General features: G+C 70.5%; 1 protein-coding gene (running past one end of the window). It reads left to right on the top strand.

Features of this window, described 5'->3' with window-relative positions; all coding sequences use genetic code 11:
• The first annotated feature begins 111 nt into the window (after positions 1 to 111).
• Positions 112 to 18,191: the start of a non-ribosomal peptide synthase/polyketide synthase gene (locus tag ACWF9G_RS18050; protein WP_452516528.1), read on the top strand. 25,813 nt of this gene lie beyond the right edge of the window; 18,080 of the gene's 43,893 nt are visible here — the first part of the coding sequence; the start codon lies at positions 112 to 114; the stop codon falls past the right edge of the window.

Here is an 18,191-nt window from a genome sequence, read left to right as displayed (position 1 = left end):
TTCGAGAATTGAACCCGAGACGCAGGCGCCAAGCTAGTTCTGGCTGAGGCGCCTGCGTTCCGGTGTCGTCGGGGGAGCGCCTGCTCGGGTGTTCCGGAAACGAGGTTTGGGTTGGACCGGCTGGATTTCGGCGGAAACGGCGAAACTGGTGACGGACGTGGAGACTCTGCGGAGTACTTCCCGCTCTCGCCCGCACAGCTGGGTATCTGGTACGCGCAGCACGTCGACCCGCTGGTGCCGATCAACATCGCGCAGTTCGTCGACCTGCGTGGCCGCCTCGATGTCGCGACCCTCGAGCGCGCCAGCTCCGAGGCCGCCGCGGAGCAGCAGTCGGGCTTCCTGCGCATCGTCGAGATCGACGGCGAACCGAGGCAGACCGTCGACCTCACCCAGGACGACACGCTGATCTATGTCGACCTGCGCGGCGAGGCCGACCCCGAGGCCGCCGCCGCGGAGTGGATGCGCGGCGAGTACAGCCGCCCGCTCGACATCGTCAAGGACCGCCTCGTGCAGGCCGCTGCCCTGCAGCTCGAGGACGAGCGCTGGTACTGGTATGCCCGCGTCCACCACATCGTGCTCGACGGTTTCGGCGCCAACAATTTCGTCACCCGCACGGCACAGCTCTACACCGCGGCCGTCACCGGCACCGAGGCACCGGCCGACAAGGCCACCGACCTGCGCACGCTCTACGAGTCGGAGATCGCCTACCGCGACAGCACCCGCTTCGAATCCGACAAGGCGCACTGGGCTCAGCGCGTGGCCGGACTGGAAGAGGGCAGCAGCCTCACCGGCCGCTCGGCGGCGCCGTCGCCGGTCAACGATGTCACCAGCGCGGCACTGAGCCCGGCGCAGGACACCCTGTTCAGCGATGCCATCACCCGCCACGACACCACCTCGGCCCCGCTGCTGATCGCCGGTTTCGCGGCATACCTGGCACAGATCACGGGCACCGAGGACGTCATCCTCAGCCTGCCCGTGACCGGCCGCACCACCGCCGTGATGCGCCGCTCCGGCGGTGTGACCTCCAATATCGTCCCGCTGCGCCTGCGCGTCGGCCACGACACCACCGTCGCCGACCTGCTGCGCTCGGTCACCACCGAGGTCTCCGGCGCGCTGCGCCACCAGCGCTACCGCCACGAGGACATCCGCCGCGACTCGGCGGGTGACGGCATGGTCGCCACGGAGTTCTTCGGCCCGTGGGTCAACATCATGCTGTTCGACAACGAGCTGCGCTTCGGTGACATGGACGGCACGCTCAACGTGCTCTCCACCGGTTCCATCGAGGACCTCGGTGTCAACTTCTATCAGTCGCACGGCGGCACCCGCTCGCACATCGACTTCGAGACCAACCCGAACCTGTACTCGGCGGCCGACGCGGCCACCCACCACAGCCGGTTCCTCGAGTTCTTCGACCGTTTCCTGGCCGCCGACGCGGTGGACCCGGTGTGGAGCCTGCCCGTCACCGGCGCGGCCGAGCTGGAGCGCTCGCTGACCGAGTGGAACGACTCGGCGCACGAGGTCCCCGCGACCACGCTGCCCGCGCTGCTCGACGCGCAGATCCCGCTGACCCCGGACAACATCGCCCTCGACTTCGAGGGCGAGACCCTCACCTACGCCGAGTTCGGCGCCAGGGTCAACCAGCTGGCCCGGTTCCTGATCGCCGACGGGGTCGGCCCGGAGTCGCTGGTGGCGCTGGGCATGCGCCGCTCGCTGGACCTGGTCATCGGCATGCACGCCGTGCTGCGGGCCGGTGGCGCCTACGTGCCGATCGACCCGGACCACCCGGCCGACCGCACCGCCTACATCCTCGAGTCCGCGGCACCGGTCTGCGTGCTGACCACCACCGGCGACGACCTGGACCTCCCGGACACCGTCGCCAGGGTGGAGATCGACACCCTCGACACCACCGCGTTCGCCGACACCCCGATCACCGACGCCGAGCGCCTGGCGCCGCTGCGCCCGGACAACACCGCCTACGTCATCTACACCTCGGGTTCGACCGGCCGCCCCAAGGGCGTCGCGGTCACCCACCACGCGATCGTCAACCAAGAGCTGTGGATGCTCGACGAGTACCGGTTGACCGCGGACGACGTCTACCTGCAGAAGACCGCCACCACCTTCGACGTGTCGCTGTGGGGCTACTTCCTGCCGCTGATGGTCGGCGCCAAGCTGGTCATCGCCTCACCCGACGGCCACCGCGACCCGCTCTACGTCGCGGACATGATCGAACGCCACGGCGTCACCGTGACGGACTTCGTGCCGTCCATGCTCACCGTCTTCGTCTCGCACGCCACCCAGGCCCAATGCGCAACGCTGCGTGCGGTTTTCGTCATCGGTGAGGCGCTGCCGCCGGAGACCGCCGCCGGTCTGCGCGCGATCTCCACCGCGGGCCTGCACAACCTGTACGGCCCGACCGAGGCCGCGGTCTCGGTCACCTACTGGGAGGCCACCGAGGCCGACACCGTCACGGTGCCGATCGGTATCCCCGAGTGGAATGTCGAAGTCTACGTACTGGATTCGCGCCTGCGCCCGGCCGCGATCGGCGCGCCGGGTGAGCTGTACCTGGCTGGCCGTCAGCTGGCCCGCTGCTACCGCGGCCGCCCCGACCTGACCTCGGACCGCTTCGTCGCCAACCCGGTCGGCGCCCCCGGCGAGCGCATGTACCGCACCGGTGACCTGGTGCGCTGGAACGCCGACGGCGTCCTGGAGTACATCGGCCGCACCGACTTCCAGGTGAAGTTCCGCGGTCAGCGCATCGAGCTCGGCGAGATCGAGACCGACCTGCTCGCGCACCCGACCGTCAGCCAGGCCGCGGTGCTCGTGGTCGACACCGCGACCGGCCAGCAGCTGGTGGCCTACATCGTGTCCGCGCCCGGCCAGTCCGCCGATCCGGCGACGCTGACCCGTTTCGTGTCCGAGAAGCTGCCGACCTACATGGTGCCCGCGTCGATCATGGTGCTCGACGCGTTCCCGCTCAATACCTCGGGCAAGCTGGACCGCAAGGCCCTGCCCGAGCCCGTGTTCAGCGCTGCCGCGGGCGATTTCCGCGCACCGCGCACCCCGGCCGAGCAGATCGTGGCCGGCATCTTCGCCGATGTGCTCAGCCAGGAGCGGGTCGGCGCCGACGACAACTTCTTCGAACTCGGCGGCAACTCGCTGGTCGCCACCCAGGTCGTCGCCCGGATCGGCGCCGCGTTCGGCATCCAGCTCGGTGTGCGCGCGCTGTTCGAGACCCCGACCGTGGCCGGGCTTGCCGCGCGCGCCGAAGCCGCCTCGCCTGCGGATGTTTCGGCCGCGCGTCCGCCGCTGGTCGCCCAGCAGCATCCGGATCAGGTGCCGCTGTCGCTGGCGCAGCAGCGGATGTGGTTCATCAACCAGTTCGACCCCGCCGCGCCGACCTACAACCTGCCCTTCGTCGTGCGGATGAAGGGCCGCGTCGACGTCGACGCGCTGATCGCCGCACTCAACGATGTCGTCGTGCGCCAGGAATCGCTGCGCACGATCTTCCCTGACGCCGACGGCGGCTTCCAGCAGGTGCTCGGCGCCGACGAGTTCGACCTGGGCATCACGGTGACCCCGATCGACCAGTCGCTGCTGCACGACGAGCTGATCAACTTCGCCTCCACCGGTTTCGACGTCACCCTGGAACTGCCGATCCGCGTGCGGATCTACCAGGTCACCGGCGGAACCACCAACGGCACACCGGAATTCGCGGTCGCCTTCGTCGTCCACCACATCGCGGCCGACGGTTTCTCCTTCGGTCCGCTGGCCCGCGACGTCGCCACCGCCTACCTGGCCCGCTCGGCGGGCGAGGCCCCCGGCTGGGCGCCGCTGCCGGTGCAGTACCGCGACTACACCCTGTGGCAGCGCGAACTGCTCGGCGCCGAGAGCGATCCGGCGTCGATGGCCGCGCGCCAGCTCGACTACTGGCAGCGGGCGCTGGACGGCCTGCCCGACCAGCTCGACCTGCCCAGCGACCGCCCGCGTCCGCAGCAGCAGAGCTTCCGCGGCGCGCGCGTCGGCTTCGACATCGACGCCGACACCCACGAGCAGCTGGCCGCGCTGGCGCGCGCCAACGGCGTCACCCTGTTCATGGTCGTGCACGCCTCGCTGGCCGTGCTGCTGGCGCGGCTGTCGGGCACCACCGACATCGCGGTCGGCACCCCTATCGCCGGCCGTGGCGAGCAGGCGCTCGACGACCTGATCGGCATGTTCGTCAACACCCTGGTGTTGCGTTCCGACGTCGACCCGACCCAGCCGTTCAGCGAATTCCTCGCGCGGACCCGCGAAACCGATCTGAGCGCGTTCGCCAATGCCGACGTGCCGTTCGAGCGGCTCGTCGACGTGCTCAACCCGTCGCGCTCGCAGGCCCGCCACCCGCTGTTCCAGGTGGTGCTCTCGTTCCAGGAGATGTCGCACGGCACCCTGGAGCTGCCCGGTCTGTCGGTCGATGCCGACGAGGTCGAGGTCGACATGGCCAAGTTCGACCTGCAGTGGACCCTCACCGAGGAGCACACCGGCTCGGGCTCGCTGTCGGGCATGACCGGCGTGCTCACCTACGCCGTCGACCTGTTCGACCGGTCGACCGTCGAGGAACTGCTGCTGCGCTGGCGGCGCGTGCTCGGCGCGATCCTGGCCGACCCGGCCGTCACCGTCGGCGCGATCGACGTGCTCGACGACGCCGAGCGCACCGACCTGGTCACCCGCTACGGCGCGCCCGCCGCGGTCGCGCGCACGCTGCCGCAGCTGATGGCGCAGGCTGCCCTGGACACCGAGGCGACCGCGGTCGTGTTCGAGGGGACAGCTGTGTCCTACGGCGAGCTCGATCGCCGCTCGAACCAGGTGGCGCGCTTGCTGATTCAGCAGGGGCTGGGCGCCGAGGACTTCGTCGCCGTCGCGGTGCCGCGCTCGCTGGAGTCGGTGCTTGCCGTGTGGTCGGTCGCCAAGACCGGCGCCGCGTTCGTACCCGTCGACCCGAACTACCCGGCCGACCGCATCGCGCACATGATCACCGATGCCGGTGTGTCCGTTGGTATCACCGTCACCTCCGAGGCAGGCGAGCTGCCCGAGTCGGTGCGCTGGATCGAGATCGACGACGTCGATCTCGATGATTTCTCCGACGCCGCGCTGGCGCCGCGCGAGCTGGTCCGCCCGACCGATCCCGCGCAGCCCGCGTACCTGATCTACACCTCCGGTTCCACCGGTGTGCCCAAAGGCGTCGTGGTCACCCATGCCAGCGTCGCCAACTTCTGCGCCGAGCAGATCGACCTGTACTCGCTCGACTCCGACACCCGCGCACTGCATTTCGCCTCGCCCTCGTTCGACGCGTCGGTGCTGGAACTGCTGCTGGCGCTGGGCCGCGGCGGCACGCTCGTCGTCGTCCCGCCGGGTGTGTACGGCGGTGAGGAACTGCGCGACATCCTCATCACCGAGGAGGTCACCCACGCGTTCGTGACCCCGGCCGCGCTGGCCACCTTCGACGCGCGCGGCCTGGATCACCTGCGGGTGCTCGCGGCCGGTGGCGAGGCGGTCCCGCCGGAGCTGGTCACCAAGTGGGCGGTGCGCCTGCCCGACGGCTCGCGCCGCATGCTGGGCAACGTCTACGGCCCCACCGAGACCACCATCGCCTCCAACCTCTCCGAGGGACTGATCCCGGGGGAGCGGGTCGTCATCGGTGGCCCGATCCGCGGTGTCCACACCCTGATCCTCGACGACCGCCTGCGGCCGGTGCCGGTGGGCGTGGCCGGTGAGCTCTACATCGGCGGCGTCGGTATGGCGCGCGGGTACCACGCGCGCGCCGCGCTGACCTCGGATCGCTTCGTCGCCAACCCGTACGCGCCCGGTCAGCGGATGTACCGCACCGGTGACGTGGTGCGCTGGACCGCCGACCGCAATGTCGAGTACGTCGGCCGCTCCGACTTCCAGGTGAAGGTCCGCGGTTTCCGTATCGAGCTCGGCGAGATCGACTCCGCGCTCGCCTCGCACGAGACCGTCGACTTCGCGGTCAGCATCGGCCACAAGAACAAGGGCGGCAGCACCTCGCTGGTGTCCTATGTCGTCGCGGTGCCGGGTAGTTCGATCGATATCCCCGCACTGACCGATCATGTCGCGCAGCGCCTGCCCGCCTACATGGTGCCGTCGTCGATCATGGTGCTCGCCGCCATCCCGCTGACGGTGAACGGCAAGCTCGATCGCCGCGCGCTGCCGGCGCCGGTGTTCGAGGTGCGCGAGTTCCGTGCCCCGACGACCCCGATCGAGCAGATCGTCGCGCAGGTCTTCGCCGACGTGCTCGAGCTCTCGCGCGTCGGTGTCGAGGACGACTTCTTCGAGCTGGGCGGCAACTCGCTGATCGCCACCCAGGTCGCCTCCCGCATCGGCATCGCCCTGGACACCCGTGTCCCCGTGCGCATGCTGTTCGAGGCGCCCACGGTCGCGGCCCTGGCCGCGCGGGTGGAGTCCCAGGCCGGTGACGGCGCGCGCAAGGCGCTGGTCGCCCGCGAGCGGCCCGACCTGGTGCCGCTGTCGCTGGCCCAGCAGCGGATGTGGTTCCTCAACCGCTTCGACACCGCCTCGGCGGTCAACAACATCCCGGTCGCGATCCGCCTGTCCGGTGAGCTCGATGTGGCCGCGCTGCAGGTCGCCGTCATCGACGTGATCGACCGGCACGAGTCGCTGCGCACCGTGTTCCCCGAGTCGGGCAACGGCCCGGTGCAGGTGGTGCTCGACGCCGCGCAGATCGTCCCGGACCTGACCCCGTACCGGGTCACCGAGGACAACCTCATCGACCACCTGATCGACCTGGCGTCGATGGCCTTCGACGTGACCAGCGAAGTGCCGCTGCATGCACGGCTTTTCGAGATCAGCGAGACCGAGTACGTGCTCGGCATGGTCGTGCACCACATCTCCGCCGACGGCTGGTCGATGGCGCCGCTGTCGCGCGATGTCATCGTCGCCTACGCCGCGCGTACCTCGTGGGAGGCGCCGACCTGGGCCGAATTGCCGGTCCAGTACGCCGATTACGCGCTGTGGCAGCGCGAGGTCCTCGGTTCCGAGGACGACCCGAAGTCGCTGATCTCCTCCGAGATCGACTACTGGACCCGCGAACTCGCCGATCTGCCCGACGAGCTGGTGCTCCCGGCCGATCACCCGCGTCCGCCGGTCGCCACCTATCGCGGCGGCACCTACGGCTTCGTCATCTCCGGCGACACCCAGCGCGCCCTGGTCGAACTGGGCCGCCGCTACAACGCCTCGCTGTTCATGGTCATGCACAGCGCGCTGGCCGTGCTGCTTGCCCGCGCCAGCGGCACCAGCGACATCGCCATCGGCACACCCGTGGCGGGCCGTGGTGACCAGGCCCTCGACGACCTGGTCGGCATGTTCGTCAACACCCTGGTGCTGCGCTCCCAGGTCGACGGCGCGACCCCGTTCGCCGCCCTGCTCGACCAGGCCCGCGAGACCGACCTGCAGGCGTTCGCGCACGCCGACGTGCCGTTCGAGCGGCTTGTCGAGGTGCTCAACCCGCCGCGCTCGCAGGCGCGTCACCCGCTGTTCCAGGTGATGCTGTCGTTCCAGAACAACAAGCAGGCCTCGCTGCAGCTGCCCGGGCTGTCGGTCAGCGGCATCGACTACGACTCCCAGCTGGCCAAGTTCGACCTGCAGCTGACGCTGACCGAGGTGCAGGACACCGACGGCGAAGCCGGCGGCATGGCGGCCGAATTCTCCTACGCGCTCGACCTTTTCGAGGAGTCGACGGTCGCCGCGTTCGCGCGCAGGCTCGACAACATCTTCGCCGCCATCGTCGCCGATCCCGAGGTGGCCGTCGGCGACATCGATCTGCTGGCTCCCGAGGAGCACGCGCAGGTCCTCGTCGACTGGAACGACACCGCGCGCGAGGTGCCCGCGGGCACCCTGGTCTCGCTGTTCGACGCGCAGGTCGAGCGGACCCCGGACGCCGTCGCGCTCGTCTTCGACAACGAGTCGCTGTCCTACCGCGAGCTGCAGGAGCGGGCCAACCGCATCGCCCGCAGCCTGATCGCCTCCGGCGTCGGCCCCGGTGACCATGTGGCACTGGCGATCCGGCGCTCCACCGAACTCGTCGTCGCCATGTACGCGGTGCTGCAGACCGGTGCCGCGTACGTGCCGCTCGATCCGGATCAGCCCGCCGACCGCATCGGCCACATCATCGAGACCGCGCAGCCGCGGCTGGTGCTCACCAGCCGTCGCGACGCGTTCGAGGCCGACGGCGTCACCGTGCTCGCGGTCGAGAACATCGAGCTGCCCGCCGATTTCAGCGCCGCGCCGATCACCGATGCCGAGCGCACGGCGCCCCTGCGTCCGTCGAACACCGCGTACGTGATCTTCACGTCGGGTTCGACCGGCCGCCCCAAGGGCGTCGCGGTCGACCATGCCGCGATCGTCAACCGCCTGCTGTGGATGCAGCACGAGTACCCGATCGACGCGGCCGACGCGGTGCTGCAGAAGACTCCGGCCACCTTCGACGTGTCGGTGTGGGAGTTCTTCTGGCCCTTGCAGACCGGCGCGCGCCTGGTCGTCGCCAAGCCCGACGGCCACCGCGACCCGGTGTACCTGGCGCAGATCATCGCCGAACGTGGCATCACGACAGCGCATTTCGTGCCGTCGATGCTGTCGGTGTTCGTGTCGACCCTCGGCAGCAACGGCAATGGCGACGCGGTCCGGCTGCGTCAGGTGTTCGCCTCCGGTGAGGCGCTGCCAGCGCCCACCGCGCAGCGCCTGCGCGAGCTCACCGGCGCGCGGCTGCACAACCTGTACGGCCCCACCGAGGCCGCGGTCGACGTCACCTATCACGAGGTCGTCGACACCGACGTCGAGTCGGTGCCGATCGGCCGTCCGGTGTGGAACACCAAGGTGTTCGTGCTGGATTCGCGTCTGCATCCGGTGGCGCCCGGTGTCGCGGGTGAGCTGTATCTGGCGGGCGATCAGCTCGCCGTCGGCTACCTCAACCGCTCCGACCTCACCGCCGACCGTTTCGTCGCCAACCCGTACGGCGCGGCCGGTTCGCGCATGTACCGCACCGGCGACCTCGTCACCTGGACCCGCGACGGGGAACTGAACTACCTGGGCCGCACCGACTTCCAGGTCAAGCTGCGCGGTCTGCGCATCGAGCTCGGCGAGATCGAGGCGACGCTGCTGGCTCAGCCGGGCGTCGCGCAGTCGGTCGTCGTCGTGCGCGCCGACGCGCACGCCGGTGATCAGCTCGTTGGTTATGTGGTGCCCGAAGCGGATTCGAGCATCGATGTCGCCGCGGTGAAGGCGGGGATCACCGCCGAGCTGCCCGTCTACATGGTGCCCGCGGCGCTGGTCGTGCTCGACGAGTTCCCGCTCAACGCCTCCGGCAAGCTCGACCGCAAGGCGCTGCCGGCGCCGGTGTTCGAGGCCAAGGTGTTCCGCGCGCCCTCGACCCCGATCGAGGAGATCGTGGCCGAGATCTTCGCCGACCTGCTCGGTGCCGAGCGCGTCGGCGTCGACGACGACTTCTTCGCCCTCGGCGGCAACTCGCTGGTCGCCACCCAGGTCGCGGCGCGGCTGAGCAAGGCCCTCGACGCCGAGGTCGGCGTGCGCACCCTGTTCGAGGCGCCCACCGTCGGCGCGCTCGCGGCCCGCGTGGAATCGCATGCGGGCACCGGCGTGCGCGCCGAGCTCACCGCGCGTCAGCGGCCCGAGCACCCGCCGCTGTCGCTTTCCCAGCAGCGCATGTGGTTCCTCAACCGCTTCGACCTGGGCGACACGGGCGACACCGGTACCTACAACATCCCGGTCGCCGTCCGCCTGCAAGGCCTGCTCGATCTGCCCGCGCTGCGCGGCGCGGTCGCCGACGTCATCGCGCGGCACGAGTCGCTGCGCACCGTCTACCCCTCGCACGACGGCACCGCCTTCCAGAAGGTGCTGGCCGCCGCGGTCTCCATCCCCGAGCTGGAACTCGTCGAGGCCGACGAGACCGACATGGCGACCTCGCTCTACGAGTTCGCCCGCCGCGGTTTCGACGTCACCGCGCACGCCCCGGTCCGCCTGCGGGTCTACGAGCTCGGTGAGCGCGAGCACGTGCTGGTGATGGTGGTCCACCACATCGCCGCCGACGGTTTCTCGCTGCGCCCGCTGGTGCGCGATCTGATGACCGCCTACGTGGCGCGCACCGCCAACGCCGAGCCGGGCTGGCCGCCGCTGGAGGTGCAGTACGTCGACTACGCGCTGTGGCAGCGCGAAACCCTCGGCGAGGAGACCGATCCCACCTCGCTGATCTCCGAGCAGCTCGACTACTGGCGCGGCGCGCTCGCCGATCTGCCCGATGAGCTGCGCCTCGGCCACAAGTCGCGGCCCGTGCAGGCCACCTACCAGGCGGGCACGCACCGCTTCGACGTGCCAGGCGAGCTGGTCGACGCGCTGAACCGCGTCGCGCACGAGCACGGCACCACGTTGTTCATGGTGGTGCACAGCGCCTTCGCCGCGCTGCTGTCGCGCCTGTCCGGCACCGAGGACATCGCCGTCGGCATCCCGGTAGCCGGTCGTGGCGAGCAGGCGCTCGACGACCTGGTCGGCATGTTCGTCAACACCCTGGTGCTGCGCGCCAGGGTCGACCCCGCGGTCTCCTTCGCCGAGCTGCTCGGTCAGGTCCGCGAGAACGACCTGGCCGCCTTCGCGCACGCCGACGTGCCGTTCGAGCGCCTCGTCGAGGTGCTCAACCCGGCCCGCTCGCAGGCGCGGCACCCGCTGTTCCAGGTGATGCTCTCGTTCCAGAACCTGGGCCGCACCACCCTGGAACTGCCCGGCCTCACCGTCTCCGAGCTGGGCATCGACCAGCACGTGGCCAAGTTCGATCTGCAGCTGGCGCTCAGCGAGGTGCCCGCCGACGACGACAGCCACATGGAGGCCGAACTCGTCTACGCCACCGACCTTTTCGACGCCGGTTTCGCCGCGACCTTCGGCGCGCGTCTGCTGCGCGTGCTCACCGGCATCGTGGCCGACCCGTCGATCGCCGTCGGTGACATCGAACTGCTCGACGCCGCCGAGCGCACCCTGGTGCTCGACCGGTGGAACGACACCGAATTCGCCGTCGACGCCGCGCTGAGCACTCCCAGCGACGACGACCCGGCCACCCTCAACGCCCTGTTCGAAGCGCAGGTCGCGCGCACGCCCGACGCGACCGCGCTCACGTTCGATGGGACGAGTCTGTCCTATGCCGAGTTCGCGGTCCGCGTGCGCAAGCTGGCGCGCTGGCTCAAGGACGCCGGCGTCGGCCCGGAATCGTATGTTGCCCTCGGCATGCGGCGCTCGATCGACCTGCTGGTCGGCATGTACGCCGTGTCCGCCGCCGGTGGCGCCTACGTGCCGCTCGACCCCGATCACCCGGCCGAGCGCATCGAGCACATCCTCGACACCGCGCAGCCGGTGTGCGTGCTGACCTCCGGCGAGAGCCTGCCCGGCGTGGCCGGTCGCGAGGTGCGCATCGACCAGCTCGACCTGTCCGGCCAGTCGGCCGAGCCGGTCACCGACGCCGACCGGCATCGCCCGCTGCGCTCGGACAACACCGCCTACGTCATCTTCACCTCCGGCTCGACCGGTCGCCCCAAGGGTGTGGCGGTCAGCCATGCCGCGATCGTCAACCGCCTGGTGTGGATGCACGCCGCCTACGGGCTGGCCGCCGACGACGTGGTGCTGCAGAAGACGCCGGCCACCTTCGACGTGTCGGTGTGGGAGTTCTTCTGGCCGCTGCAGGTCGGCGCGCGCCTGGTCGTCGCCAAGCCGGACGGGCATCGCGACCCGGCCTACCTGGCCCGCCTGATCGCGGCCGAGCAGGTCACCACGGTGCACTTCGTGCCGTCGATGATGGCCGTGTTCGTCACCGAACCCCTTGCCGCCGAGTGCGTCTCGCTGCGCAACGTGTTCGCCTCCGGTGAGGCGCTGCCCTCGCCCACCGCGCAGCGCCTGCGCGAGCTGACCGGTGCCGCGCTGCACAACCTGTACGGGCCGACCGAGGCCGCGGTCGACGTGACCTATCACGAGGTCACCGACGCCGACACCGACACCGTGCCAATCGGCGCGCCGGTGTTCAATACCCGCCTCTACGTGCTGGATTCGCGGCTCAAGCCGGTTCCGGTCGGTGTCGCGGGTGAGCTCTACCTCGCGGGCGTGCAGCTGGCGCACGGTTATGTGGGTCGCCCCGACCTCACCATGGACCGCTTCGTCGCCGACCCGTTCGCGCCCGGCGAGCGCATGTACCGCACCGGTGACCTCGTCACCTGGACCGCGGACGGCGAGCTGGAGTACCTGGGCCGCACCGACTTCCAGGTGAAGCTGCGCGGTCTGCGCATCGAGCTCGGCGAGATCGAGTCCGCGCTCACCGCGCTGCCGCAGATCGCGCAGTCGGTGGTCGTGGTCCGCGCCGACGAGCGCACCGGTGATCAGCTGGTCGCCTACGTCATCCCGCAGCAGGGCTCCATCGTGGACACCGACGCGGTCAAGGACGCCCTCGGCGCCGAACTGCCGGTGTACATGGTTCCGGCCGCGTACGTGGTGCTGAACGCCTTCCCGCTCAACGCTTCCGGCAAGCTCGACCGTAAGGCGCTGCCCGCGCCGGTGTTCGCCGCGCGTACCTTCCAGGCGCCCGTCACCCCGGTGCAGCAGATCGTCGCCGCCACCTTCGCCGAGGTCCTCGGCGCCGGTCAGGTCGGCCTCGACGACGACTTCTTCGAGCTCGGCGGCAACTCGCTCGTGGCCACCAGGGTCGCGGCGCGCCTGTCCGAGGCGCTCGACACCCAGGTGCCGCTGCGCGCGCTGTTCGAGGCATCGACCGTCGCCGCGCTCGCGGCCCGCGTCGAGACCGCCACCGGTCGCGGCGGGCGCATCCCGCTGGTGCCGCAGCCGCGCCCCGAGCTGGTGCCGCTGTCACAGGCCCAGCAGCGGATGTGGTTCCTCAACCGCTTCGACAACCGCACCGCCGTCAACAACATCCCGGTGGCGATCCGCCTGACCGGTGACCTCGACGTCGCCGCGCTGGAGGCGGCCATCGCCGACGTGACCGCGCGGCACGAGTCGCTGCGCACCTTCTACCCCGAGGTCGAAGGCGCCGGCTACCAGCAGGTCCTGCCCGCCGACGAGGTCCGCTTCGCACTGCCCGCCCAGCCGGTGACCGCCAACGAGGTCGTCGCCCGCGTCGTGGAACTGGCGAGCGTGCACTTCGACGTCACCCGCGAGGTGCCGTTCCGCGCCAGCCTGCTGCGCGTCGACGAGCGCAGTGCACATGGCGGTGCGGCCGAAGCCCCTGCGTGGTCACGCTCCGCTACCGCCTCCGGGGCTACCGGCCGCACCGAGCACGTCGCCGTGCTGGTCATGCACCACATCAGCGGTGACGGTTTCTCGCTGCGCCCGCTGCTGCGCGATGTCGTCGTGGCCTACACCGAGCGCGTGCGCGGCGAGGTTCCCGCGTGGGCCCCGCTCGAGGTGCAGTACGCCGACTACACGCTGTGGCAGCGTGAGGTGCTCGGCGAGGAGTCCGATCCGGAGTCGGTCGCCGCGAGCCAGATCGGCTACTGGACCGAGCAGTTGCGTGATCTGCCCGACCAGATCGAGCTGCCCGCCGACCGGCCGCGTCCCGAGATCGCCACCAATGCCGGTGACCTGTACCGCTTCTCGGTCGACGCGGGTCTGCACCGCGCGCTGACCGACATCGCCCGCGCGCACGGCGTCACCCTGTTCATGGTGATGCACGCCGCGCTGGCCACCTGGGCCGCGCGCCTGTCCAACAGCACCGACATCGCCATCGGCACCCCGATCGCGGGCCGTGGCGAACGTGCCCTGGACGACCTCGTCGGCATGTTCGTCAACACCCTGGTGCTGCGCAGCGAGGTCGACCTCGGCGGCAGCTTCGGTGACCTGCTCGACCAGGTCCGCAAGGTCGACCTGTCCGCGTTCGCCAATGCCGACGTGCCGTTCGAGCGCCTCGTCGACGTGCTCAGCCCCACCCGCTCGCAGGCTCACCACCCGCTGTTCCAGGTGGCGCTGACCTTCGAGGCGGCCACCGCCGCCGACACCGGCACCGTCGCCCTGCCCGGCCTCGACCTGAATGTCGTCGACTTCGACCCGGGCACAGCGAAATTCGACGTGCAGCTGACCGTGGGCGAAGCCGCCGACGGCTCGCTGTCCATGTCGTGGAACTACGCCACCGATCTGTTCGACCCCGAGACCGTCGCCGCCTTCGGTGACCGCCTGATCCGCGTCCTGCGCACCGTCGCCGAGAACCCCGACGTGATCGTCGGCGACATCGACTTGCTCGGCGAGGCCGAACAGCGCGACGTCGCCCAGCGCTGGGTGTCCTCCGGGGCCGACGCGATCGCCCTGCCGGTCATCCACGACGCCAGCACCCCGGCGGGCCACCGCCGTGGCCTGTTCGGCAACAAGCACACGACGCTGGTCGACCTGTTCGACGCCGCCGCCGCGGCCTACCCGGACCGCATCGCCGCCAAGTTCGGTGTCGAGTCGCTGACCTACGCCGAGCTCGACCGCGGCGCGAATGTGCTGGCGCGCAGGCTGATCGCCGACGGCGCGGGCCCGGAGTCGCTGGTCGCGGTGATCCTGCCGCGCTCGCTCGACCTGGTCGTCGCGCTGCTGGCCGTCGTCAAGACCGGCGCGGGCTATGTGCCGGTGGACCCGACCTACCCGGCCGAGCGCATCGCCTACGTGCTCGAGGATTCCCGCCCAACCAGCGTGGTCCTCGATTCCACCGTCCAGGTGACGGTGCCCGCGCACCTGCCCTCGGTGGTGCTCGACGGTTTCGCCGTGGAGACCGGCAATGTCGAGGACGCCGACGACCTGCCGATCACCGACGCCGACCGGCTGGCCCCGCTCTCGCCGGACAATGTCGCCTACGTCATCTACACCTCCGGCTCGACCGGCCGCCCCAAGGGCGTCGCGGTCGCGCACCGGAACGTGGTGCGCCTGTTCGCCAATACCGATCGCGATTTCGGCTTCGGCGCGCGCGATGTGTGGACGCTGTTCCACTCCTACGCCTTCGACTTCTCGGTGTGGGAGCTGTGGGGTCCGCTGCTGTTCGGTGGCTCGCTGATCGTCGTCGACTACTACACCTCGCGCTCGCCCGAGCAGTTCCTGGAACTGCTGCGCGTCGAGCAGGTGACGGTGCTCAACCAGACGCCGTCGGCGTTCTACCAGCTCGCCGAGGCCGACCGAATCGCCGGCCCCGGCCTGGAACCGCTGGCCCTGCGCTACGTCGTCTTCGGTGGCGAGGCGCTGGAACTGCGCCGCCTCTCGGATTGGGTCGCCCGCCACGGCGACAGCTCGCCGACGCTGGTCAACATGTACGGCATCACCGAGACCACGGTGCACGTGTCGTTCCGCGCGCTCGACGCGAAAACCATTGCCGCCGCGGCCGGTTCGGTCGTCGGCCGGGCCATCGCGGGCCTCGGCGTGTACGTGCTCGACAGCCGGCTGCGCCCGGTGCCGGTCGGTGTCGCTGGTGAGATGTATGTCGCCGGACCGCAGTTGGCGCGCGGCTACCTCGGCCGCCCCGACCTGACGGCGACCCGCTTCGTCGCCAACCCCCTCGCGGGCCCGAACCAGGCGGGTTCGCGCCTGTACCGCTCCGGTGACCTCGCGCGCTGGAACCGCTTCGGCGAACTCGAATACCTCGGCCGCGCCGACGATCAGGTGAAGGTCCGCGGCTTCCGCATCGAGCTCGGTGAGATCGAAGCCGCCGTCCTCGCGCAGCCGGGCATCGCCCAGGCCGCGGTCATCGTGCGCGAGGACCAGCCGGGCGACCAGCGCATCGTCGCCTACGTGGTCGCCGACGGCGACGCCAAGCCCGACCTCGACGTCGTGCGCAGCGGTGCCGCCGAGCAGCTGCCCGCCTACATGGTTCCGGCGGCCCTTGTCCGCCTGGAATGGATCCCGCTGACCGTCAACGGCAAGCTGGACCGCCGCGCCCTGCCCGCTCCGGCGGTGCAGGCGCGGGCCTTCCGCGCCCCGGTCACCCCGGTGCAGGAGACCGTCGCCGCGGTCTTCGCCGATGTCCTCGGCCTGGACCGGGTCGGCGTCGACGACGACTTCTTCGACCTCGGCGGCAACTCGCTCATCGCCACCCGCGTTGTCGCCCGCATCGGCGCCGCGCTCGGCGCCACCGTGCCGGTCCGCGCGCTGTTCGAAGCCTCCACCGTGGAAGCCCTCGCGGCCCGGGTGGAATCGCACACCGGCGGCACCGCCCGCGCGGCGCTCGTCGCCCGCGAGCGCACCGAGGGCGAACTGGTGCCGCTGTCGTTCGCGCAGCAGCGCATGTGGTTCCTCAACAAGTACGACACCACGTCGGCCGCCTACAACCTGCCCGTCGCCATCCGCCTGACCGGCGCCCTCGACACCGAGGCGCTCTCGCTGGCACTGGCCGACCTGGTGCGCAGGCACGAATCGCTGCGTACCCGCTACCCCGAGCACGGCGGCACCCCGGTGCAGCAGATCGTCGCGGCCGAACGCATCTCGCTGGATCTGCGCCCGGTCACGGTCGCGCAGGATCAGCTGTTCGGCACCGTCACCGAGTTCGTGTCCACCGGTTTCGATGTGGCCGAACAGGTTCCGCTGCGCGCCCGCCTGTTCAAGGTGAGCGACACCGAACACGTCCTTGTTGTGGTGGTCCATCACATCGCCGCCGACGGTTTCTCCATCGCGCCGCTGACCCGCGACGTGATGCTGGCCTACACCGCCCGCGCCCAGGGCACCGCGCCCGGCTGGGCGCCGCTGCCGGTGCAGTACGCCGACTTCGCGATCTGGCAGCGTGCCGTGCTCGGCACCGAGGACGACGCCGATTCGCTCATGTCGCGCCAGGTCGGCTACTGGCAGCGCCAGCTCGCGGGCGTCCCCGACGAGCTGACCCTGCCGTTCGACCGGGCCCGCCCGGCCATCGCCTCGCACCGCGGCGCCACCGTGCACCGCGAGCTCGCGCCGGAGCTCATCGCCAAGCTCGACGAGGTGGCGCGTCGTCAAGGCGCGTCGCTGTTCATGGTCATGCACACCGCGCTCGCGGTGCTGCTCTCGCGCCTGTCCGGCTCCGACGACATCGCCATCGGCACGCCCATCGCGGGCCGTGGTGAGCAGGCCCTCGACGACCTGGTCGGCATGTTCGTCAACACCCTGGTGCTGCGCACCGGCGTGCGCCCGGCCGAGTCCTTCACCGATCTGCTCGAGCAGTCACGCAAGGCCGACCTCGACGCCTACGGCAATGCCGACGTGCCGTTCGAGCGCCTGGTGGAACTGCTGGCGCCGGAGCGTTCGCAGTCGCGCAACCCGCTGTTCCAGGTGATGCTGGCGTTCCAGAACCTGGACCGCACCACCCTGGAGCTGCCCGGCCTCGCCGTGTCGGCGCTCGATCTCGACGAGAGCGTCGCCCGCTTCGACCTGCAGTTCACCCTCTCCGAGCTCGGTGAGCCCGGCAGCGGCGGCATGGCGCTGGCACTGAACTACGCGACCGAGCTGTTCGACGAAGCGACCGTCGACACCATCGCGACCCGCTGGGAGCGCGTGCTCGAAGCCGTCGCCGCCGATACCGCGGTGACCATCGGCGCGATCGACGTCCTCGACGCCGCCGAGCGGGCCGACCTGGTGTTCCGCGTCGGCGAACCGCCGGTGCCCGCGCGCACCCTGCGCAGCCTGCTGGCCGACGCCGTCGACCGGAACCCGACCGGCGATGCCGTCGTGTTCCAGGGGACAGCTCTGTCTTACGCCGAGCTGGATGAGCGCTCGAACCGACTGGCGCGCTTGCTGATCGCCGAGGGCATCGGCGCCGAAGACCTCGTCGCCGTCGGTGTCCCGCGTTCGGCCGACTCGGTCTTCGCCGCCTGGGCCGTCGCCAAGACCGGCGCCGCGTTCGTGCCGGTCGACCCGACCTACCCGGCCGACCGCATCGCCCACATGGTCACCGACTCCGGTTCACCGCTCGGCCTCACCGTCGCCTCCGTGCGCGATGGCCTGCCGGAATCGGCGCGCTGGCTGGTGCTCGACGAGCTGGATCTGGACGCCTTCGACGGCGGCCCGGTCGACGACTCGGAGCTGGTCCGCGCGACCACGCCCGAGCAGCCCGCCTACGTCATCTACACCTCCGGCTCGACCGGCGTCCCCAAGGGCGTCGTCGTCACCCACGCGGGTCTGGCGAACTTCGG

Source organism: Nocardia sp. NPDC055029, from assembly GCF_053608525.1.
The sequence above is the reverse complement of the archived record's forward strand: the minus strand, read 5'-3'. Positions and strand labels throughout refer to the sequence as shown.